16 protein-coding genes are annotated in these 19,963 nt (G+C 62.1%); 9 read left to right on the forward strand and 7 right to left on the reverse strand.

The genetic code is table 11. The features are described 5' to 3' along the window. Window positions 1–29 precede the first annotated feature (29 nt). The 7 genes from NKJ94_RS10620 to NKJ94_RS10650 all read right to left on the reverse strand — a co-directional run bounded on the left by NKJ94_RS10620 (window position 30) and on the right by NKJ94_RS10650 (window position 9,935). Window positions 30–1,586 carry a class I adenylate-forming enzyme family protein gene (locus tag NKJ94_RS10620; protein WP_352524812.1) on the reverse strand — a complete coding sequence of 519 codons (1,557 nt, stop codon included), beginning with the start codon at window positions 1,584–1,586 and terminating at the stop codon, window positions 30–32. Beyond that, a complete protein-coding gene (gene asnB, locus NKJ94_RS10625; protein ID WP_352524814.1) occupies window positions 1,583–3,604 on the reverse strand; it encodes an asparagine synthase (glutamine-hydrolyzing) in 2,022 nt (673 codons plus the stop codon). Before asnB ends, NKJ94_RS10620 begins: the two co-directional genes overlap by 4 nt. Window positions 3,605–3,607: 3 nt before the next feature. Then, window positions 3,608–4,591, reverse strand: a complete 984-nt coding sequence (gene nadE / locus NKJ94_RS10630) for an NAD(+) synthase (RefSeq protein WP_352524816.1) — start codon at window positions 4,589–4,591, stop codon at window positions 3,608–3,610. Further along, window positions 4,588–7,326 carry an AMP-binding protein gene (locus tag NKJ94_RS10635; RefSeq protein ID WP_352524818.1) on the reverse strand — a complete coding sequence of 913 codons (2,739 nt, stop codon included), beginning with the start codon at window positions 7,324–7,326 and terminating at the stop codon, window positions 4,588–4,590. Before NKJ94_RS10635 ends, nadE begins: the two co-directional genes overlap by 4 nt. A 277-nt stretch (window positions 7,327–7,603) precedes the next feature. After that, window positions 7,604–7,852: a hypothetical protein gene (locus NKJ94_RS10640; RefSeq protein WP_352524820.1), complete on the reverse strand. Its 249-nt coding sequence runs from the start codon at window positions 7,850–7,852 to the stop codon at window positions 7,604–7,606. A 286-nt stretch (window positions 7,853–8,138) separates the two neighbouring features. Beyond that, complete coding sequence (locus tag NKJ94_RS10645; RefSeq protein WP_352524822.1) at window positions 8,139–9,038, reverse strand: proline iminopeptidase-family hydrolase; 900 nt, start codon at window positions 9,036–9,038, stop codon at window positions 8,139–8,141. A 171-nt stretch (window positions 9,039–9,209) separates the two neighbouring features. Continuing rightward, on the reverse strand, window positions 9,210–9,935 hold the full coding sequence (locus NKJ94_RS10650) for a LuxR family transcriptional regulator (RefSeq protein WP_352524824.1): 726 nt from the start codon (window positions 9,933–9,935) through the stop codon (window positions 9,210–9,212). A gap of 304 nt (window positions 9,936–10,239) precedes the next feature. Between NKJ94_RS10650 and NKJ94_RS10655 the strand changes: the two genes are divergently transcribed. From NKJ94_RS10655 to NKJ94_RS10695, 9 genes are all read left to right on the forward strand, one after another. Continuing rightward, entirely contained in the window at window positions 10,240–11,913 is a 1,674-nt protein-coding gene (locus NKJ94_RS10655; RefSeq protein WP_352524826.1) for an ABC transporter substrate-binding protein, read from the forward strand. 108 nt (window positions 11,914–12,021) lie between these two features. Next, the gene (locus NKJ94_RS10660) at window positions 12,022–13,050 is read left to right on the forward strand and encodes an ABC transporter permease (RefSeq protein ID WP_352524828.1); all 1,029 of its coding nucleotides are present in this window, start codon (window positions 12,022–12,024) and stop codon (window positions 13,048–13,050) included. Further along, window positions 13,050–14,024: an ABC transporter permease gene (locus NKJ94_RS10665; RefSeq protein ID WP_352524830.1), complete on the forward strand. Its 975-nt coding sequence runs from the start codon at window positions 13,050–13,052 to the stop codon at window positions 14,022–14,024. Before NKJ94_RS10660 ends, NKJ94_RS10665 begins: the two co-directional genes overlap by 1 nt. Next, complete coding sequence (locus NKJ94_RS10670; protein WP_352524832.1) at window positions 14,014–15,036, forward strand: ABC transporter ATP-binding protein; 1,023 nt, start codon at window positions 14,014–14,016, stop codon at window positions 15,034–15,036. The genes NKJ94_RS10665 and NKJ94_RS10670 overlap by 11 nt, the downstream gene beginning before the upstream one ends. Next, entirely contained in the window at window positions 15,033–16,025 is a 993-nt protein-coding gene (locus tag NKJ94_RS10675; protein ID WP_352524834.1) for an ABC transporter ATP-binding protein, read from the forward strand. Before NKJ94_RS10670 ends, NKJ94_RS10675 begins: the two co-directional genes overlap by 4 nt. A gap of 346 nt (window positions 16,026–16,371) precedes the next feature. After that, the gene (locus NKJ94_RS10680) at window positions 16,372–17,580 is read left to right on the forward strand and encodes an ABC transporter substrate-binding protein (protein ID WP_352524836.1); all 1,209 of its coding nucleotides are present in this window, start codon (window positions 16,372–16,374) and stop codon (window positions 17,578–17,580) included. A gap of 11 nt (window positions 17,581–17,591) precedes the next feature. Beyond that, window positions 17,592–18,365 (forward strand): ABC transporter ATP-binding protein, encoded by a 774-nt coding sequence (locus tag NKJ94_RS10685; RefSeq protein ID WP_352524838.1) that lies wholly within the window; start codon window positions 17,592–17,594, stop codon window positions 18,363–18,365. Then, complete coding sequence (locus tag NKJ94_RS10690) at window positions 18,358–19,068, forward strand: ABC transporter ATP-binding protein (RefSeq protein ID WP_352524840.1); 711 nt, start codon at window positions 18,358–18,360, stop codon at window positions 19,066–19,068. Before NKJ94_RS10685 ends, NKJ94_RS10690 begins: the two co-directional genes overlap by 8 nt. A 7-nt stretch (window positions 19,069–19,075) precedes the next feature. Further along, window positions 19,076–19,963: a branched-chain amino acid ABC transporter permease gene (locus NKJ94_RS10695; RefSeq protein WP_352524842.1), complete on the forward strand. Its 888-nt coding sequence runs from the start codon at window positions 19,076–19,078 to the stop codon at window positions 19,961–19,963.

Below are 19,963 nucleotides of genomic sequence, written 5' to 3' on the forward strand. Positions count from 1 at the left end.
ATGCTGATCAACTTCGCCCTGATACCGACTCATGACAGGGACGTTTTTTTGAGTTTGCCCGTGTCGGTCATCGGCAGACTGGGTACAATAACGATGGATTTCGGAACCATGAAGTTTTCCAGCCGTCTCTGGCATTCTTTCTGCAACTGCTTTTCGCCGATGATGCTTCCTTGCTCCATCACGACAAAAGCCTTCACTGCTTGCCCGAGCAACTCGTCCGGAACGCCGATGACCGCGGCTTGCCGTACGCCCGCAATGTCCATCAATACATTTTCTACCTCCTTCGGCGCTATCTTCTCCCCTCGCGATTTTATGATCTCGTCGCCGCGACCGACAAAGTAGAGGTAGCCCTCGGCGTCCATCCGGCAGTAGTCGCCGGTGTGCAGGACCTGCTCACCGGGCAGCGGTCCGGGCTTGAGCTTCCTGGCCGTCGCCTCCGGCTTGCCCCAATAGCCCTTCATCACCGTCGCTCCGCGGATGACGAGTTGGCCAACGACACCGGGGCCGACCCGCCTGTCATGCTCGTCGACAATCCACATTTCCGTATTGGGGATGGCGATCCCGACGCTCAACGGCTTTCGCTCCAGATCCTCCGGCGGCAGGTAGGTACAGCGCTTGCATTCGGTAAGGCCGTACATCGAATAGATACGGGCACCAGAAAATAGCTCCTGAAGCAGGAGAATGTGCTTGAGCGGCAGGGCGGCCGCAGTGTTCGTGACGTAGCGAATACTCGAAAAATCCTGATCCCTGAGCGACTTGAGCTCCCCGAGTGCGGCGAAGATGGTCGGTACGCCGGGAAAACCCGTCACCCTTTCTTGCTTAATCAGCCCAAGGATCTGCGCCGGGAAGGCGAACGAGCGTTCAAGCACCAGCCGAGACCCCGCTCGGAACGCCATGATCATCTGGTAAAGACCGTAGTCGAAGGCGAGGGGCAGGACGTTGAGGATCACCTCGTCTTCGGCAAGCGCCAGGTACGAGGAAATCGAGGCGCACGCGGCAATCATGTTGCGGTGCGTCAGCATCACGCCCTTGGGCTCGCCAGTCGAGCCGGACGTATAAATGATTGCAGCGAGATCGATATCGATGCAGCGACGTGCGGGCGGCGTGCTGCGGGCTGCCGCTACCGTAGTGTCCCAGCCCACAGCATGCGGCAGTTCTTGCAGATCGTCGCGTTCGATCGGCCCGGAGACGATCACACAGCGCAAGGATGGACAATTCCGCGCCGGCTCCCTGAAAATCGAGTGCAGGTGTTTGTCGGTGATCAGTGCCGTCGGGCGACAATCGTTGAGCAGATAATCAAGCTTGTCGCTTTTGGTGAGCGGGTTGACGATGCACACCACGGCGTTGGCCTTGAGCACGGCCCAGAAAGCGACGACGGCCTCGACAGTGTTGTCGGCGAAGATCACCACCCGATCGCCACGCGCAATTCCAGCCTCGCTCAAATGGTGCGCTATGGCGTTCGAGCGCATATCGAGATCGCCATAGGTGACACGTTGGTTGCCGCACACCAGGGCAACCTTCCCGCCGAGCCGGCTGGCAGAGTGGGTGAGATAGTCGTGCAGGAGCGGTACGGCGCCGTGTATCATGCGAGCACCTCTTCGCGATGCTCGCGGTCGATATCGACGCTGAGCTTGAGCGTGCGAGCCCCACTGGGACGGCTCGCGATAAATTGCTGATGAAGAAGCTGCGTCGACAGCACCCCGACCAGCGCCATATTGTCGGAGTTGGACAGGTCGCCGCCGCCGGCGCTGGCCTGGCACTTGCTCAGCAGCCGGGTAACCGACTTCGGATCGAAGACGTTTGCCTCGCGCAGCGCCGCCTCCGAAAGTGCTTCGCGAATATAGGCCGGAGCGCCATCTGCGACGAAGCAAAGCGCGTTGGGGGCCCGGTACGGCTGCTTCTTGCGAGCGACGATTTCCGACGGCACGATCGATTGCGCGACACGCTTCAGCACGTGCTTTTCGTCGAGCACGCGCAGCTTGTAGGCGGCCGGAAGCGAATTCGCGAGCGTCACGAGTTCATGATCGAGGAATGGGAATCGCCCCTCGACGGAATGGGCCATGAGCATCCTGTCCCCCTGCGAGGAAAGCAGGTATCCCGACATAAGCGTCTGGATCTCGATATACTGGTCCTGCGCAAGAGAGCCCCATCGCGAAAACTCCGCCGGTAGGCGGGCAAGCAGCTCGGACACGGCGTTGCGGCGCTCCGTTTGGGCGCGCATGTCTGCCGAAAACAGTCGCTTGATGGCGCTTGTGGTACGCCAGCGCGTGTCATGCGCAAAACCAGGCGCGTCGTGGGCGTGGATGTCGCGCCCGAAGAACTGGCGTGCCATCGCCTGCTGTTGCACCGGCGAGCGGCTGAGGTAAGGATAGAGGCGCTCCAGCAGCCGCGGGCGTCGCGTCGAGGCGGGCTGGTGTCCCCAGAAGCGGCGAACCTTGCCCTCGCGGAACAAATCGTAGCCCGCGAACATTTCGTCGGCCCCTTCGCCAGTCAGCACGACCTTGATGCCATGCTGGCGCACCAGTCTCGAGAGCAGGAACAGCGGCGCCGGCGCGGTCCTAAGGATAGGCCGCTCGGTGTGATATATCACCTCAGGAAAGATGCCAGCGATATCGCTGCGCGAAACGACCACCTCATGATGGTCACTGCCGGCCACGCCGGCAACCAGGCGCTGGAAATGCGTCTCGTCATACTCGGCGTCGGCAAAACGCAGGGAGAAAGTCTGGAAGCGCTCGCCCGCGAAGCGTCTCCCCAGCGCGGCGACAAGCGAGCTGTCGAGCCCGCCGGACAAATAGCAGCCGACCGGCACGTCGGCGCGTACTATCCTTAGCGCCGTCGCGGCCTCCAGGGCGCTGCGCACTTCCTCCACCGCGTCATCAAGCGAGCCGGTGAATTCATCACCGCCGAGTCCGTCAACCTCTGGATAGCTAGGCTTCCAAAAAGCCCGCTCGCGAACGACGCCGCTGTCATAAATGCGGACATGCCCCGGCGTGAGTTCGCTTACTCCTCGAAATACGGCTTGCGGCGGCACGACAGTCCAGAGTGTAAAAGTCTGGTCGATGCCGGCTGGATCGAAGGCGCGGGGTATATCCGCATCGGCCGCGAAAATGGCCTTCACTTCGCTGGCGAAGTAAAGCCGTCCGCCATGCTCGCAAAGATGCAGCGGGCAGATGCCGAACCGATCCCGCGACAAGACGAGACGACCCGCCACTGAGTCCCAGATGGCGACTGCCCATTGCCCATTCATCCGCTCGAAGGCGGCCTCGCCCCAGGCATGATAGGCATGGACGATGACCTCGGTGTCGCTGCGTGTGCGGAAGCGATAACCGAGCGCGACCAGATCTTGTCGCAGCTCGACGTAATTGAAGATTTCGCCGTTGAAGACGATCCACATTGTGTCGCCCGCGCCAGCGAGGGGCTGCTGGCCGCTCGCGAGATCGATGACGGACAGGCGGGCATGCGCCAATCCCGCACGTTTGTCCCGGTAGAGGCCGCGCTCGTCCGGGCCGCGATGCGCCAGGGCGCCCGCCATACGCATCAGCGCATCGCGGGAAGGGGGCGGCGCGGCGGCGCTCAGTGACACAATTCCGGCGATGCCGCACATCGCTTAGCCCTCGCCCATCGAAGAGGACATCAACGGCCGCGCGTGAAGATAGCGTGCGGCGCGCCGTTTGCTGTCGATATCCTTGAAGACTTTCTGGACCTGCGCCGCGGTGAGGGCGGTGGCCTCAGCGACGTCTTCGCTGGCGATCCCGTGGTTCAAGCCGTAGAGGCACAGATCCATCAGATAATAAGGCAGCGCGAAGTAGAACTCCTCCTGACTCTGCGCCATCGAGAAGGTGTCGGTGGTGGGCGGTCTGCGCCGGACCTCTTCCTCCACCCCAAGATATTCGGCCAACTGATAGACCTGGGTCTTGTAAAGGTGAACGATTGGCATCAGGTCGGCAATTCCGTCGCCCTGCTTGACGAAGAAGCCTTGATCGTACTCCAGGCGGTTCGGCGTGCCCGCTACCGCGTAGTTGAGGCGGTCGGCATGGTAGTACTCGGTCATCTTGCGCAGGCGCTGCTTGTAATTGGTTGCAGCGACGATCTGCAGATAGGCTGCCGACGGCAGACGCACCGTGTCGGTCCTGCCCTCAGGGTCCTGAACCGTGAGGCGCGTGATGTTGAGACCGTTGCTCTCGAGAACCGACGCGAGCACCAGCTTGCATTTCCAGCCGTCCCCATATTCGGGAACGACAGTCTGGATTGCCTCGGTCTGCCGACTATAGGCGCCGATCGCTTCGAGGGCCGGTGTTATGTCCTCCAGGATCGTATCGATGCCAAGCTGTGCGGCGACAGTGCGGCCAAGCCTTAGCGAGTCGCCGGAGGAATGGCGCTCCGGCATGAATATTCCGAGGACCTTGTCTTTCCCGAAGGCGCGAACACACAACGCCGCGACGACGGAGCTGTCGATGCCGCCTGAGAGGCCGACAACCACCCCTCGACGTCGCAGCGTACCAAACACCTGCTGGCGCAGGATCTGGACGATGCCATCGACCTCCGCGCCAGCGTCGAGCACCAGCGCATCCTTGCCGAATGTTGAGATCACGTCGATGGCTTGTACTCCAGTTTGCGAGACTCGGTTGGCGAATAGGTTTGCGCCACCGCTTTCTCGATAAGGGGGCGGTTGGTGGCGAGGTGAGGCTCTACGACCATATCGATGTGGGTGCCGACGATCGGCATCACGTCCAGATGGGCGAAGACGCGATCCCAGCCGATGGCCAGAGGCATTCCGGGTCGAGCACAGCGGAACAGGGTGCCTGTGATCGGCAGCGCCGGCTTTGGCTCTGCCACCCACTGGAAGAAAGCTCGCGCCCGCAAAACCTCTTGCAGTTCCAGTTTGGTTCTAAAACTCGTAGCGTTAAACTGTCCCTGAGCGAAGCGATCGAGAAACCGGACCAGTTGCGCCTCGCGCCTCATTGCCACGGCGACTTTCGCGAGGGCCCGGCAAGCCATCCGGTAAGCGGATACGCGGTTGGTTCGGATTCGATTGAAGGTGCGCGTAAACGTCTCCCAGCGGGCGCTTCGCTCGCCGACGAGACTGGTGTCGAGAATGCCGAGGAACTTTACGGTTCGCCCCGCGGCCAGCAGCCGCGCCGCAACTTCGAAAGCGACAGCGCCGCCGAGCGAATGGCCGAGAAGTCGTATATGACCCGAGGGTTGAGCGCGGCGGATCTGCTCGACGGCGGCATCGGCCATGTCGGCGAGGCTGTTTTGCCCGCGCAGTATCATAGCCAGGGCCGGATACCTGATCGGGGCAACGCGGGTGATCTTGCCCATCGCTGCTGCAAAGGCAGCAAGGCTTGGGCCATAGCCGACGGACCCCGGGAACAGAAAAAGAATTGGAGGGTCGTGCTTCTGGGCGCGCGCGCTTTGGTCGCCTGCCTGTGCAGACACGACCGCCTTGACCATTTCGTCCACGCTCATCCCGACGGTGAAGGCCTCAAGACCGAGCTCCTGCCCAATGGCGCTTTCGATCTCCATGACGCAGTGCAGCAGCTTCAGCGAATCTCCTCCAGCGTCATCCCAGCGTCCTGCCGCCACGCGCGTATTGAGGATGCTGGTCCATGCCCGCTGGACGATCTGCTGCGCCGTCAGCTTGCCTCGCGGCTCGAGCGGACGCGCCGTCGCTGCTGTCTCTCTGGCTGAAAGATCCATCTCTGCAAGGGTCGTGATGTCGACTTTGCCGCTCGGCAGACGCGGAATCTCGGCGATCGTGTGCAACCGCAAGGGACGCAGCGGCGGCGGCAGATTGGTCCTGACAAGCTGGCGAAGCTCGTCCGATAAGGTCGCTTCGGCCGAGCGCCGAGGAACGGCAAAGGCGACTAGCTCATTGGCTGCAGTCACGATTGCCACGGCATCCGCAACAGCGGGCGCGCAACGCAGCACCCGTTCGAGTTCGGCTGGCTCGACGCGTCGGCCGTTGATCTTTATCTGGCGCCCCTTGCGACCGACGACGTGCAGCAGGCCTTGATCATCAAGTCGGACAAGGTCACCTGTCGCGAAAATCCGAAGGCCTGGATCATCCGGGTCTGACGCCGCCGGCACAACGGCCCCGTCCTCCCAATGGCCAAGCAAGACATACGGGCTCCTAATCAGAAGCTCTCCGCTGCGGCCCGATTGAACGCAGCGGCCCGCTTCGTCGACGATTGCGAAGGTGATTCCCGGGAGCAGCCAACCAACTGGAACCGAATCTCCATGCTCCGGCCAGTCTCGCGGCAAGAACCATTGCGAGCCGGTGGTCTCGGTTGACGAGTAACCGATCTGGATGAGGCACGTATCGGAGACGGCCTTGCGCAGCAGGGCGATGTCGGTCCAGGGCACCTTCTCGCCACCGATCCGGGCGACTCTAAGTGAATGGAACGCTTCAGCAGGTCCGTCTGCCATGAGCGCGCGAAGCAGCGCCGGCACCAGATAGGTAATTGTCACGCCTTCGGATCGCACCAGGCGTTGAACGGCGCGCAAGCCGACCGCTTCGACTTCGACCAGATGCAAGGTAGCGCCGGTGAGAAGGGCTGCGAGAATCTCCCGACACCCGGCGATTGTGGCGGGTCCGGTCAATGGCAGGAAAATATCATCCGAGTTGATGTGGCATGCATCGACATATTGCTGGACCCGGCACAGCAGGCTGCGCTGGCTGTTAACGATGCCTTTGGGGCGGCCCGTGCTCCCTGAGGTATAAAGCACGATGGCGGACGCATCGACCGAGACGGAACAAGACTGAGGCACTTGTCCAGATTGCGAGGCCGCACTGGTCGACACATCGATCCAACTGACCTGGTGAGGCAAACCGGCGGGTCGGACATTGCCCTCGCCCAGGATGGCTGAGAGCCGCGCCCCCGCCACGATTTCAAGGATCCGCGAGCTAGGATCTCGCGCGTTGAGTGGCACCGAAGGCCGCCCAGCCGTCATGCTTGCCAGCATCGCCACGGGATACCAGGCCGAGTTGGCCTGAAGAATTCCTATCGGCTGTCCGTCTGGGATGGCGGCAGCGATCTGGCAGGACAGCGTCTCAACAGACCGGAGAAGCTGAGAATAAGTCAGACGATTGGCGCCGTCGCTGATTGCAAGCTTGTCGGGGTACTGGCGGACGATATTTCTCAGGTGATCGAAGACGGCAATGTTGGTAAAATCGGCGCCCAAGCTTTGAAATGGGCGCAGTACGGGACCATCCTGATCCAGTGCGTATTGTGGGACACTTGACCATTCATTGGAGGTCGTTGTCTGACAATCCACTGCTAGATCCTGATCCGCGACTTCTGATCCCAAATATGCCGAAGACATGAGCCGCCCACGCTATGATTAGGGTCACTTATCGCCCCCCGCCCCAATCTTTTCATCGATCATTCTGATGATGCCCCGATCTTCACCCAAGGACGCTTGGTTAGTCACTTCGTCTGTTTCGCAAACCGCCGGCCGACCCAATCATGCCGGGCTCGTTGGGTGCGCGCGGCGCGCATGACGCGGCGAGCACTGGCGTTCGTGCCAAGTTGGCAACGCCTGTTGCACACATGCCAAAGTAGGATCGAAGACGGAAATTGCCGCTATTCAGGCACATTGCCTATTCTGCGGTTTTCCCGGGCGATACCGGCAATGGTTCGGTGTCGGAGTAGCTGCCGGGGACAAAACAATATGCATAGATCTGTCCCCGATTTTCGTCAGTCACGCGGATCCAATCCTTTTCCCATGTTCGGAAGGTAACATGCCCATCCGTCACCATGGCTGCGGCTCTGAACGGACTCGGCGCGTTGACGACGCGCACCGAGATCACATCGTCGCCGTCCATACGCTCGACGAGATACGTCTGCATGAAAAGCCTCCCGCTAAACCACCCGCACTTTAACGCCAGCTAATGAATTCGGTTGCAACGCGCTTAGCGAAACTCGGGGGTCGACAGCATCGGGTCCCCTCGCACTCCGTATCCGTCAGGTTTCTCAGCGACTAAGTCTCGGCGAGCCGTCCAATGCAGAGCCATCACAATGGGCGTCGGCGGCGCAAGGGGCAGCAGGGCCGTTCGAGGTTTTCTGAACCTGTCTTCATGACGTCTGCGCGGCGTCGACGATGCGTTTGAGCGGACCAGGCGTGTTGCTGGAAGGTCAATCGTGTTTGGCCACGAAGCGCCCGACGGCGGCGAGGCAGTCGTGCTTTTCCTCCACGTGCGGCATGTGGCTTGAATTCGGGAAAACCAGGCCTTCGACGTGCGGAATACGATCGAGAAAGGGCTGGACGCAGGCCTCGGTCGCTTCGTCGTAGAAGCCTCGGAAAACCAGGGTCGGCGCCTCGATCTGATGCAGGCGGTCGACGATGGTCCAGTTCCGCATCGTGCCGATGACGTGGAACTCATTGGGGCCGTTCATGGTGTGATAGACGGTCGGATCTTCCTCGATTGCCGCAAATGTCCGGGCGACCTCTGGCGGCATCGGAACGACGCGGCAGACATGGCGGTCGTAGAAGGCTTTGGTCGCCGCAACATATTCCGGATGATCGGTGGTTCCCGCCGCTTCGTGCCGGTCGAGCGCACTTTGCACATCAGCAGGCAGCCCGGCGCGCAATTGCTGAGCCCCTTCCACCCACAGCGCCATTGAGGCCAGCGAATTGGCCAGGATCAACGCCTTGAGTCCCTCAGGGCGCCGCACGGCGTGCTCGGCCGAGAGTATGCCTCCCCAGGACTGGCCGAGCAGAGCGTAGCGGTCGGCAATGCCTAGGTGGGTGAGCAGCGCATCGAGCTCGCCCAGGAAGAAATCGACGGTCCAGAAGTCGCCGCCCTTGTCCGGCAGATGGGTCGATTTGCCATTGCCGATCTGATCGTAATGGATGACGGCTCGTCCGGTGTCGGCAAGCTCCTTGAAAGAATCCACATAGTCGTGCGTGCAGCCCGGTCCGCCATGAGCGACGACCAGGGGCAGCTGGCTCGAACCGAGGTCCCCAGTCATGCGGTACCAGGTGCGATAACCCTTGTAGTCGCTAAATCCTTCGGTGGTCGCATGTGCCGTCACAGTCTAAGCTCCGCATCCTGGCGCGGCAGGAGCCAAAGTGCGGGCCCTCCCAAGCCTTGTTTTGCGGCCGACGGTACTAAGCGGCCCGGCGCATTTACAGCTAGCATTATTTATAGGTTTGCTCGTTATAGGTTTGCCCGGGCGAGGCCGGTCGCCCTCGGATCGCGAGCCTCAATGCTCCGGTTCGAGCAGCCGATAGTGGGCGGCGAGCGCGATGGCATGGAAGCGGTTGCGGGCGCCAAGCTTGCGTGTCGCGGCGTTGAGGTGCAGCGTTGCGGTTGGCACCGCGCGGCCAATTTCGCGCGCGACCTGCTTGGCCGTCAGTCCGGCAGCGGCTAGGCGCAGGCACTGGCGTTCGCGCGACGTCAGATGGACATGTTGGCAGGTGCGGATTCCAGCATCGAAACCGGCGTAGACGGAATCATGCAGCAGATGACTGAGATCGCCGATCTCGGCGATGAAATGTCTGGCTTCGGTCTCGAACCCGGCCTCCGGATCGGCACGGATCGCGGTGAAGGTGGCGAGATCGCCGCCGGCAAGGCGAATGGGGACGGTGACGCCGCAAGTCATCCTGGTGTCGAGCAAATAGCTGACGACGGGATCATGCTTGGATTGAAGCACGCGCTGCATAACGGTGCTCTGAACACCGTTGTGCGACCAGAGGAACGGTCTCGATACGGCGAGCGCGGCCTCCTGCACCGGGTCGAGCTGATAATATCCGCCCTTGCACCAGAGATCCTGCATGTCGCGCGGGACGTTGCGCAGAGCCATCAGCGAGGGCGTGATAAGCTCGCCGTTGTGGCTGACCGGCACGGGCGTATAGTCGTAGATGAACGCGGTGAAACCGATGGGCTCCAGCACCTCCGTCGCCACCGCCATGGCAGCGTCGATGCTCATCCCCGTTCGGAACCGGCTCTCTAGATCGCCTGGAAGGCTTTGCATCCGGCAAGCTTACCCGTTGGCCATTGCTTGTCAAATAGCCAGGTCGGTTGGGTGCTCAACAAATAGGCGGAGACAAGCCTGTCCGACCCTATCTATCTTAATAGCTTTCCCCTTCGGCTTCGCTCGCCGTAGTCTTTTGCGATTGGGCGAAGTAGCGGACGCCGTTCGCAGACCCAGGACTGTTTTTCAGCCGCGCCATGGTCGATCGACCGGGTTCAGCGCGGCAAAGGCCGACACGTCTCCTTGAGGGAACACAAATATGCGACCCCAAAAAGCACTTGCAGCATTGATATCCGGCCTGGCTCTGTTCGGCATGACGATGATGTCGCCGGCGAGCGGCGCCTTGGCGGCGGAGGGTAAGCCAGGCGGCACACTCCGATTGCTGGCCAATGCCGCGGCCGGCACCGCCGATCCACACATCAACTACACGTTGCAGTATTTCCAGATCAATTATGTCCTCTACGATGGCCTCGTGACCTACAAGAAGGCCGGGGACAAGACCGGCTTCGAGGTCGTCGCGGATCTGGCGGAAAGCCTCCCGCAGGTCGAGAACGGCGGCAAGACCTATGTGTTCAAGCTGCGCAAGGGCATCAAGTTCGCCGACGGCTCCGATGTCACCACGAAGGACGTAGTCGCTTCGTTCCAGCGCATCTTCAAGATCAGCGGGCCGACGGCCGGGACCTTCTACAAAGGCATCATCGGCGCGGATGCGTGCTTGAAGGCGCCCGCTACATGTACTCTCGAAGGTGGCCTGTCGGTCGACGATGCTGCCGGAACCATTGCCTTCAACCTGGTCCAGCCGGATGCCGAGTTCCTGCAGAAGCTGGCCGTTCCGCACGCGTCGATCCTGCCGGCGAGCGCGCCGCTCAAGGACGCCGGCACCGATCCGATCCCGGGCACCGGACCCTACATGATCGCAAGCTACGACCCCAACAAGCTGATGAAGATCGTGCGCAATCCCCACTTCAAGGAATGGAGCAAGGAAGCGCAGCCGGCCGGATATCCGGATGAGATCGATTATGAATTCGGCCTTACCGACGAGGCGGCGGTGACGGCGGTCGAGAACGGGCAGGCGGACTGGATGTTCGATCCCCCGCCGTCCGACCGTCTCGCCGAACTCGGCACCAAATATGTCGGCCAGGTCACGGTTCATCCGCTGACGGCGATGTGGTATGCGCCGATGAACAACAATCTGGCGCCGTTCAACGACATCCGCGTTCGCCAGGCGGTGAACTTCGCCATCGACCGCGCCGCGATCGTCAAGCTCTTCGGCGGCAGCAATCTGGCGCAGCCGGCCTGTCAGATCCTGCCGCCGGGCTTCCCGTCATTTGCAGCTTATTGCCCGTTTACCGCCAATCCGGGCGAGAAGTGGTCCGCACCGGATATGGACAAGGCCAAGCAATTGGTTGCTGAATCGGGAACCGCAGGTCAGGAGGTGACGATCATCACGGAGGACACCACCGTCTCCAAGGCGATCGGCGTCTATCTGCAGGATGTGCTCAACCAGCTCGGCTACAAGACGTCGGTCAAGCCGATCTCGCAGAACATCCAGTTCACCTACATCCAGAACACCAACAACAAGGTGCAGATTTCGATCTCGCAATGGTTCCAGGATTACCCGGCGCCATCGAATTTTCTGCAGGTCTTGTTCAGCTGTGCCTCGTTCACGCCGGGTTCCGACGCATCGGTCAACATTTCGGGTTTCTGTGACAAGTCGATCGACGCATCGATGGCCGAGGCAGAAACAGCCACTATCGTCGACCCGGCCAAGGGCGCGACACTCTGGACCGCCATCGACAAGGCTGTGACGGACAAGGCTCCGGTCGCCGTCCTGTTCACGCCGAAGCGGGTCGATGTCATCTCGTCCAGGCTGAAGAACTTCACCTTCAGCCCGCAATTCTACTGGATCGTCAGCCAATCCTGGGTGGAATAACCCCGGGGAGCCCAATGCGACGGAGCGCCGCCGGCTCTCCGTCGCATTTCCTTTTGCGCCGGATCAGCGCATCTTCCAGGCCGAGATTTTTCCTAGGCAATCCTGTTCATGGTCAATGTCATTGCGGACCAGCCCGCCATCCCGGTTCGCCGGGCCACCGATGGCCCGTGGCGCACGGCATGGCGTAAGCTGAAAGGCGATCGTTCGGCAATATCTGCGTTCGCCGTGCTCGTTGTCATCGTGATCGCCTCGCTGGCGGCGCCGCTTTATGCGCGATATGTCTCCGGCACCGATCCATTTGTGACCAATCTCAATGGCGAGATCGTCGTGGATGGGGTGACCCAGCCGGTGCTGCAGCCCTCCACCGAAGGCCTTGGCCTCGGCATGACGCCGATCGGGCCGACCTGGCGCATCGGCCCCTATCTGCTCGGTGCCGACAACCAGGGCCGCGACGTCGCGGCGCGGCTGCTTTACGGCGGACGGGATTCGCTGTTGATCTCGGGTGCTGCAGCCGTGCTGTGTCTCGTCCTCGCGACGTTTCTCGGGGTCGTTTCCGGGTTCTTCGGCGGTATCGTCGACATCGGCCTGTCGCGCATTCTCGACGTGCTCTGGGCCTTTCCGATTTTCCTGCTGGCGATTTCGCTGTCGATCGTGCTGATTGCGCAGAGTATCCAGATCGGTCCATTCGAAATCCGCTCCGGCAGCCTTTGGCTACCGGTCTTCATCATCGGCATCGTCTATGTGCCTTATGTGGCGCGGCCGATCCGCGGCCATGTCCTGACCTTGATGCATGCCGAATTCGTAACCGCTGCGATCGGTTTAGGCGCGTCGCCCTGGCGCATCCTTTTGCGCGACATCATGCCCAATGTGGTGACCCGGATTATCGTTTTCGTGCCGTTGATCCTGGCGCTCAACATGATGACAGAATCCTCGCTGTCGTTCCTGTCGATCGGCGTGCAGCCGCCGGATGCCAGCTGGGGCACGATCATCCAGGACGGCCAGGGCCTGCTCTATTCGCGGCCGGTCGTGGCACTCGCGCCCGGGCTTGCCATTGTCATCACGGTGCTGGCCCTCAACATTCTGGGGGACGGGGTGCGCGACGCGCTTGATCCGAAATCCTCGCCGAGGGGCGTCTAGTGGTTGCCGCGCTCGGCTTCCGGCTCGGCCAGATGGTGCTGGTCATGTTCGGCATCAGTGTCGTCGCTTTCCTGATCTTCTTTGCGACGCCCGGCGCCGATCCGTCGGCGCGCATTGCCGGCCGCAATGCTTCGCAAGAGACGTTGATCCAAGTCCGCCACGATTTCGGTCTCGACCGGCCATTGCCGGTGCAATATGGGCTGATGATGAACCGGCTTTTTGTCAGCCGGGATCTCACCTCCTTCGTCAATCGCGGGCAACGCGTCATTCCCACCGTGATAAGCGCCATCCCCGTGACGCTGTCGCTGGTCAGCGGCGCGGCAGTGCTGTGGGTGCTGGGCGGACTGATTGTCGGGGTGATCGCAGGCGCAACGCGCGGTACATTCGTCGACCGGGCGCTGATGATCCTGAGCTTGGTCGGCGTGTCCATTCCGGTTTTCTGGCTGGGTGAGGTCGCCAACCTGCTGACGCAAAGCCGCTGGCACGACAGCTGGCTGTTTTCCTGGGTTCCTCCGCTCGGCTACATCCCCCTGACCGAGAACCCCTGGGGCTGGTTCAAGGCGCTCGTCATTCCGTGGTTCACGCTGGCAACCCTCTATGTCGGCCTCTACGGCCGGGTGCTGCGGGCAAGCCTGATCGAGATGATGCAGGAGGATTTCATCCGCACCGCTCGGGCCAAGGGGATCGGCGAGCGCCGGGTGTTGCTGCATCATGGCCTCAGAACCTCGCTGGTCGCGTTCGTTACCATGTTCGGCCTCGATTTCGGTGCCCTGGTCGGTGGCGGCGCGCTGTTGACCGAAGTGGTCTTCGGATTGCAGGGCGTCGGAAAACTGACCTATGAGGCACTGCAGACCCTCGATCTGCCGATGATCCTGGCCACGGTGATCTACGCCGCCTTCTTCGTGGTGATGGCAAACTTCGTCGTCGACGTCGTCTTCGTCATCATCGACCCGAGGGCGCGCAATGTCGGCTGATGCTCCTCTTCTGGTGGTCAAGGATCTCACTGTCTCCTTCCGCAGCGACGAGGGCCTGGTGCGGGCAGTGGGAGGTGTCTCGTTTGCCGTCGAGCAGCGCGAAATCGTCGGGGTGGTCGGCGAATCCGGTTCTGGCAAAAGCCAGACCTTGCTCGCCATCATGGGGCTGATCGACAGCCCCAACGCTATCGTCTCCGGTTCCATCCGTTTCATGGGACAGGAGCTGATAGGGCTCAAGCGGCGCGCGCTCGATGCCATTCGCGGCCGCCAGATCGCGATGATCTTCCAGGATCCGATGTCAGCGCTCACCCCGGTGCATACGGTCGGCAACCAGATCGGCGAGCAGGTGCGCGCGCATGAAAAAGTGTCGGCGAAAGCGGCGCGGGCGAGGGCCGTGCAATTGCTGGATGCGGTCGGCATCGCAAATCCGGATCGGGTCGTCGACGGCTACCCGCATCAGCTTTCCGGCGGCATGCGCCAGCGTGCGGTGATTGCCATGGCGCTCTCGTGCAACCCGGTGCTGCTCGTCGCGGATGAACCGACCACAGCCCTCGACGTTACCGTGCAGGCGCAGATCCTCGAACTGATCGGACGGCTGCGCGACCAGTTCGGCTCCGCGGTGATCCTGGTCACGCATGATCTTGGCGTCGTCGCCGAAGTCGCGGACCGGGTGCTGGTGATGTATGGCGGACGGTTTGTCGAGGAGGGCGGCAAGAGCAGCGTGTTCCGGGCGCCGCTGCATCCCTACACATGGGGCTTGTTCGGCTCGATCCCGCCAATGGAGGGACCACGTCCGGCCCGGCTCGCCGCCATCCCAGGAATTCCGCCCTCGCTCTCCAATCTGCCGAAAGGCTGCGCCTTCGGCCCCCGTTGCGCCTTTCGCCACGACGCCTGTCTGGTCCAGCTGCCGATCATGCGAGGGGAGAGCCATCGCGCCGCCTGCTTGTTGCCGGAGGCCACGCGCAGACAGTTCGCCGTCCAGAGGCCTGGCGGCGTGGAGATGCAACGATGAATGCCATGCCACGCGAGCAGCCGCTGCTTCGCGCCGGCGATCTGTCGAAACGTTATAGCGTCGGCCGCTCGATCTTCCCGGCGCAGCGCCGGACGGTGCATGCGGTCGATACGGTGTCGCTCGACATCTGGCCGGGGGAAACCCTCGGCATCGTCGGAGAGTCCGGTTGCGGCAAGTCCACGCTCGGCCGGTGTCTGGTGCGTCTGACCGAAATCAGCTCGGGGTCGCTGGAATTCGAGGGCCGCGACATCACCGATGCTTCCCAGCGTCAGCTCCGTCCGTTGCGGCGGCAGATGCAGATGGTCTTTCAGGATCCCAGCGCTTCGCTCAATCCGCGCCGGCGGGTCGGCGATCTGCTGGCCGATCCATTCCGTATCCATGAACGCCTCTCGGCATCGGAAATGGCGGATCGGGTGGCCGAGCTTCTGCGCCGGGTCGACTTGTCGCCCCAGCACGCATCGCGCTATCCGCACGAATTCTCCGGCGGCCAGCGCCAGCGTATCGGCATCGCCCGCGCGCTGGCGCTCCGGCCACGGCTGATCGTGGCCGACGAGCCGGTCTCGGCACTCGACGTGTCGATCCAGGCGCAGATCGTCAATCTGCTCGCCGATCTCCGCGAGGAGTTCAACCTGACCTATGTGTTCATCGCCCACGACCTTTCCGTGGTGCGTCAGATTTCGACGCGCGTGGCAGTCATGTATCTGGGATCGATCGTGGAGAGCGGGCCGACCGACGAGGTCTTTGCGGCGCCCAGACACCATTACACCGCGGCGCTGCGTTCCGCCGTGCCGATACCCAGCATCGACCGGGCGCGGCGCGGGCGGCTGGTGCTCAAGGGGGACCTGCCCAGCCCGATGAACCCACCTTCTGGATGCCGGTTCCACACCCGTTGCCCGGCCGCCACCCCGACCTGCCGCAGCGAGCGTCCGCTTCTCCAAAGCATTGGCGAAGGCCGCCTGGTTGCATGCCATCATCCCGCCGGCGGTTGAGAACAGAAGTTCCCGTTCAGCTACAACGTCTGATCACGACCGTTCAGTCCGGAATTTCATGACGGCGCGCGTCTGCTTCGGCGCGACCAGGCGCCATCTGGACCCCGCACGATCCGGCCCTATGTTGCGCTATCGACGGTGCGCGGCCTGGCACCGCGAACCTAATACTAAAGTAACTGTTCTCGCGTTGCCGAGCGATGCTACGATTTGAGGGACGGGCATAGGCGGCCGCACAGCGCTGCGTGATTTTGCGCGGAAAGGATGAGTTGCGGGAGGCCACTCTTCGTGCCGCAGCAGGCAGCCGCCGACATGTTGCTGTTGTCGACCATAAGGGAGGAAGTCACCAATGAAGATATCATACCTGGTCTCGGCCGCGCTTCTTGCAGCGACTGCGATGCCTGCCTCAGCCGCCGAGATTTCCGACGGCAAGGTCAAGATCGGCATTCTCAACGACCAGTCGGGCGTCTATGCCGATTTCGGCGGCAAGTGGTCGGTCGAGGCCGCCAAGATGGCGGTCGAGGATTTCGGCGGCAAGGTGCAAGGAGCGCCGATCGAGGTCGTCAGCGCCGACCACCAGAACAAGCCGGACATCGCCTCCAACATTGCGCGGCAGTGGTATGACACCGAACAGGTCGATTCCATCATGGAACTGACCACCTCGTCGGTGGCGCTCGCCGTCCAGGGGATTTCCAAGGAAAAAAAGAAAATCGACATCGTTACCGGCGCCGCGACCACCGAGCTCACCGGCAAACAGTGCTCGCCCTACGGCTTCCACTGGGCCTATGACACGCATTCGCAGGCGGTAGGAACCGGTGGCGCTCTCGTTCAGCAAGGCGGCGACAGCTGGTTCTTCGTCACCGTCGATTATGCATTCGGCTATTCGCTCAAGGAGCAGACCGCCAAGTTCGTCGAGGGTCATGGCGGCAAGGCGGTTGGCGAGGTGCGCTATCCGCTCGGCTCGACCGACTATTCATCCTTCCTGCTGCAGGCGCAATCGTCGGGCGCCAAGGTCATCGGGCTGGCGAATGCCGGCCTCGACACCTCCAACTCCATCAAGCAAGCGGCCGAATTCGGTATCGTGCAGGGTGGTCAGCGCCTTGCAGCGCTTCTATTCACGCTGGCCGAGGTGCATGGGCTCGGCCTCGAGGCGGCGCAAGGCGTGGTGCTGACCGAAGGCTTCTACTGGGATCGCGACGACAAGAGCCGCGAGTTCGCCCAGCGCTTCTTCAAACGCACCAAACGTATGCCGAACATGATCCAGGCCGCAACCTATTCAGCGGTGACGCAGTATCTGAAGGCGATCGACAAGGCCGGCACCGACGCGACTGAAGCCGTCGCCAAGGAATTGCATTCGATGCCGGTGAACGACGTCTTTACGGCGAACGGCAAAGTACAGTCCGACGGCAACATGGTCCACGACATGTATCTTTATCAGGTCAAGTCGCCGAGCGAGAGCACCAAGGAGTGGGACTACTACAAACCCCTTGCCACAATTCCCGGCAGCGAGGCGTTCCTGAGCCCCAAGGAAAGCGGCTGTCCCACGGCCAGCGAGTGATTGGCGGGCCGATGGCGCCGCCCGAACCGAATGGGCCGCGGGTGGTGCTTTCCGCCCGCGGCCTGCGGCGCGACTTCGCCGGCTTCGTTGCGGTCAGGAATGTCGATCTCGACCTCTACCACGGCAATATCCACGCGCTGATCGGGCCAAACGGCGCCGGCAAGACCACCGTCTTCAACCTGCTCACCAAGTTCCTGCCGCCGACGAGCGGCAGGATCGAACTGCTCGGCCACGACATCACCCGCACGTCGCCGGCTAAGGTCGCGCGGATGGGCCTGGTGCGCTCGTTCCAGATCTCGGCGGTGTTTCCGCATCTCAGCGTGCTCGACAATGTGCGCGTCGCGCTGCAGCGGCCGGGCGGGCTCAGCGTTCAGTTCTGGCGCTCGCTGGCCGCGCTCGATCGATTGACGCCGCGCGCCGAGGAGCTTTTGCGGTCGGTCGGCCTCGACGATGCGAAGAACAGGCCCGCCGCCGATCTCTCCTATGGCAGGAAACGCGTGCTCGAGATCGCCACGACGCTGGCGCTCGACCCGAAAGTGCTGCTGCTGGACGAGCCGATGGCCGGCATGGGGCATGAGGATGTGCGCACGGTTTCCGACATCATCCGCTCGGTGGCCAAGGATCGCGCCGTGCTGATGGTCGAGCACAATCTGACGGTGGTGGCCGATCTTTGCGACTGGATAACCGTCATGCAGCGCGGCGAGATCCTTGCCGCCGGCGACTACGCCACGGTCAGTCGCGACGAACGGGTGAGGATCGCCTATATGGGCACCGCCGATGAGTGACGCCGCGCCTCTTCTTGCAGTCCGCGGCCTCAACGCCTGGTATGGCGAGAGCCACGCGCTTCACGGCGTCGATCTGGAGGTCTTTCCAGGTGAAACGGTGACGTTGCTGGGCCGCAACGGCGTCGGCAAGACCACGACATTGCGCGCCATTGTCGGGTTGATCCGCCAGCGGACCGGCCAGATCGCTTTCGACGGCAAGGATCTGATGCGCCTGCCGCTGCACCGGACCGCGCATCAAGGCATTGGCCTGGTGCCCGAGGAACGCGGCATCTTCGCCACACTGACCGTAGACGAGAATTTGGTCCTGCCGCCGATCGTCGCCGAGGGCGGCATGAGCGTGGAGGAAATATTCGATCTCTTCCCCAATCTGAAGGAGCGACGCAACAGCCCCGGCACCAGGCTGTCGGGCGGCGAGCAGCAGATGCTGGCGATCGCGCGCATGCTGAGAACCGGCGTGAAAATGCTGCTTCTCGATGAGCCGACCGAGGGCCTGGCTCCCGTCATCGTGCAGCGCATCGGCGATTTGCTGGCGACAATGAAAAAGCGCGGCATGACGATCCTGCTGGTCGAGCAGAATTTCCGCTTTGCCAGCCGCGTCACCGATCGTTTCTACCTGATGGAGCACGGCAAGGTCGTGGCGGGCTTCCCGGTCGGCGAACTGCCGGACCGCATGACGCTGCTGCATGAAGTGCTGGGTGTATGATGGCGCCATGACGATGATCTTCGGAATACCCGTTCAGGCTTTCCTCGGCCAGTTGCTGGTCGGCCTCATCAACGGCTCGTTCTATGCAATGTTGAGTCTGGGCCTGGCCGTCATATTCGGCCTGCTTCGCGTCATCAATTTCGCTCATGGCGCGCTCTATATGCTCGGCGCCTTCATCGGCTACCTGCTTCTTACCCGGTTCGGCATCGGCTACTGGCCGGCTCTGATCCTGTCGCCGCTGATCGTCGGCGGCTTCGGCATCGTGGTCGAGCGCCTTGCGCTGTCGAGGCTTTACGATATCGACCCGCTCTATGGCCTGCTTTTCACCTTCGGCCTCGCGCTCGTGCTCGAAGGCGTGTTCCGTTACTACTATGGCGTATCAGGAAGTCCTTATTCCGTGCCGCCGCTGCTCTCCGGCGGCACCAATCTCGGCTTCATGTTCCTGCCCAACTATCGCGGCTGGGTGGTCGTCGCCTCGATGATCGTCTGCTTCGGAACCTGGGCGTTGATCGAGAAGACCAGGCTGGGTTCCTATCTGCGGGCGGCAACGGAGAACCCTCGCCTGGTCCAGGCTTTCGGCGTCAACGTGCCGTTGCTGCTGACCCTTACCTACGGCCTCGGTGCCGCTCTAGCGGGGCTTGCGGGGGTTCTCGCCGCGCCGATATATCAGGTGAGCCCGCTGATGGGGTCGGATCTCATCATCGTCGTCTTCGCCGTTGTCGTGGTCGGCGGCATGGGGTCGATCCTGGGTGCGATCGTCACCGGTTACATGCTTGGCCTCGCCGAAGGCCTGACCAAGGTTTTCTATCCCGAAGCCTCCAATTTGGTGGTCTTTGTCATCATGGCGATCGTGCTTCTGGTCCGGCCCGCCGGCCTGTTCGGAAGGGATGCCTGA

The sequence above is a fragment of the Mesorhizobium sp. M0060 genome, assembly GCF_040323155.1.
Taxonomy (GTDB): domain Bacteria; phylum Pseudomonadota; class Alphaproteobacteria; order Rhizobiales; family Rhizobiaceae; genus Mesorhizobium.

Bases quoted from the DNA above. Each gene is read 5' to 3' on its own strand.
- NKJ94_RS10635 (WP_352524818.1), bottom strand. From the start codon at position 7,326: ATGTCTTCGGCATATTTGGGATCAGAAGTCGCGGATCAGGATCTAGCA.
- NKJ94_RS10695 (WP_352524842.1), top strand. From the start codon at position 19,076: ATGACGATGATCTTCGGAATACCCGTTCAGGCTTTCCTCGGCCAGTTG.
- NKJ94_RS10670 (WP_352524832.1), top strand. From the start codon at position 14,014: ATGTCGGCTGATGCTCCTCTTCTGGTGGTCAAGGATCTCACTGTCTCC.
- asnB (WP_352524814.1), bottom strand. From the start codon at position 3,604: ATGTGCGGCATCGCCGGAATTGTGTCACTGAGCGCCGCCGCGCCGCCC.
- NKJ94_RS10680 (WP_352524836.1), top strand. From the start codon at position 16,372: ATGAAGATATCATACCTGGTCTCGGCCGCGCTTCTTGCAGCGACTGCG.
- NKJ94_RS10640 (WP_352524820.1), bottom strand. From the start codon at position 7,852: ATGCAGACGTATCTCGTCGAGCGTATGGACGGCGACGATGTGATCTCG.
- NKJ94_RS10685 (WP_352524838.1), top strand. From the start codon at position 17,592: ATGGCGCCGCCCGAACCGAATGGGCCGCGGGTGGTGCTTTCCGCCCGC.
- NKJ94_RS10675 (WP_352524834.1), top strand. From the start codon at position 15,033: ATGAATGCCATGCCACGCGAGCAGCCGCTGCTTCGCGCCGGCGATCTG.
- NKJ94_RS10690 (WP_352524840.1), top strand. From the start codon at position 18,358: ATGAGTGACGCCGCGCCTCTTCTTGCAGTCCGCGGCCTCAACGCCTGG.
- NKJ94_RS10650 (WP_352524824.1), bottom strand. From the start codon at position 9,935: ATGAGCATCGACGCTGCCATGGCGGTGGCGACGGAGGTGCTGGAGCCC.
- NKJ94_RS10620 (WP_352524812.1), bottom strand. From the start codon at position 1,586: ATGATACACGGCGCCGTACCGCTCCTGCACGACTATCTCACCCACTCT.
- NKJ94_RS10660 (WP_352524828.1), top strand. From the start codon at position 12,022: ATGGTCAATGTCATTGCGGACCAGCCCGCCATCCCGGTTCGCCGGGCC.
- NKJ94_RS10655 (WP_352524826.1), top strand. From the start codon at position 10,240: ATGCGACCCCAAAAAGCACTTGCAGCATTGATATCCGGCCTGGCTCTG.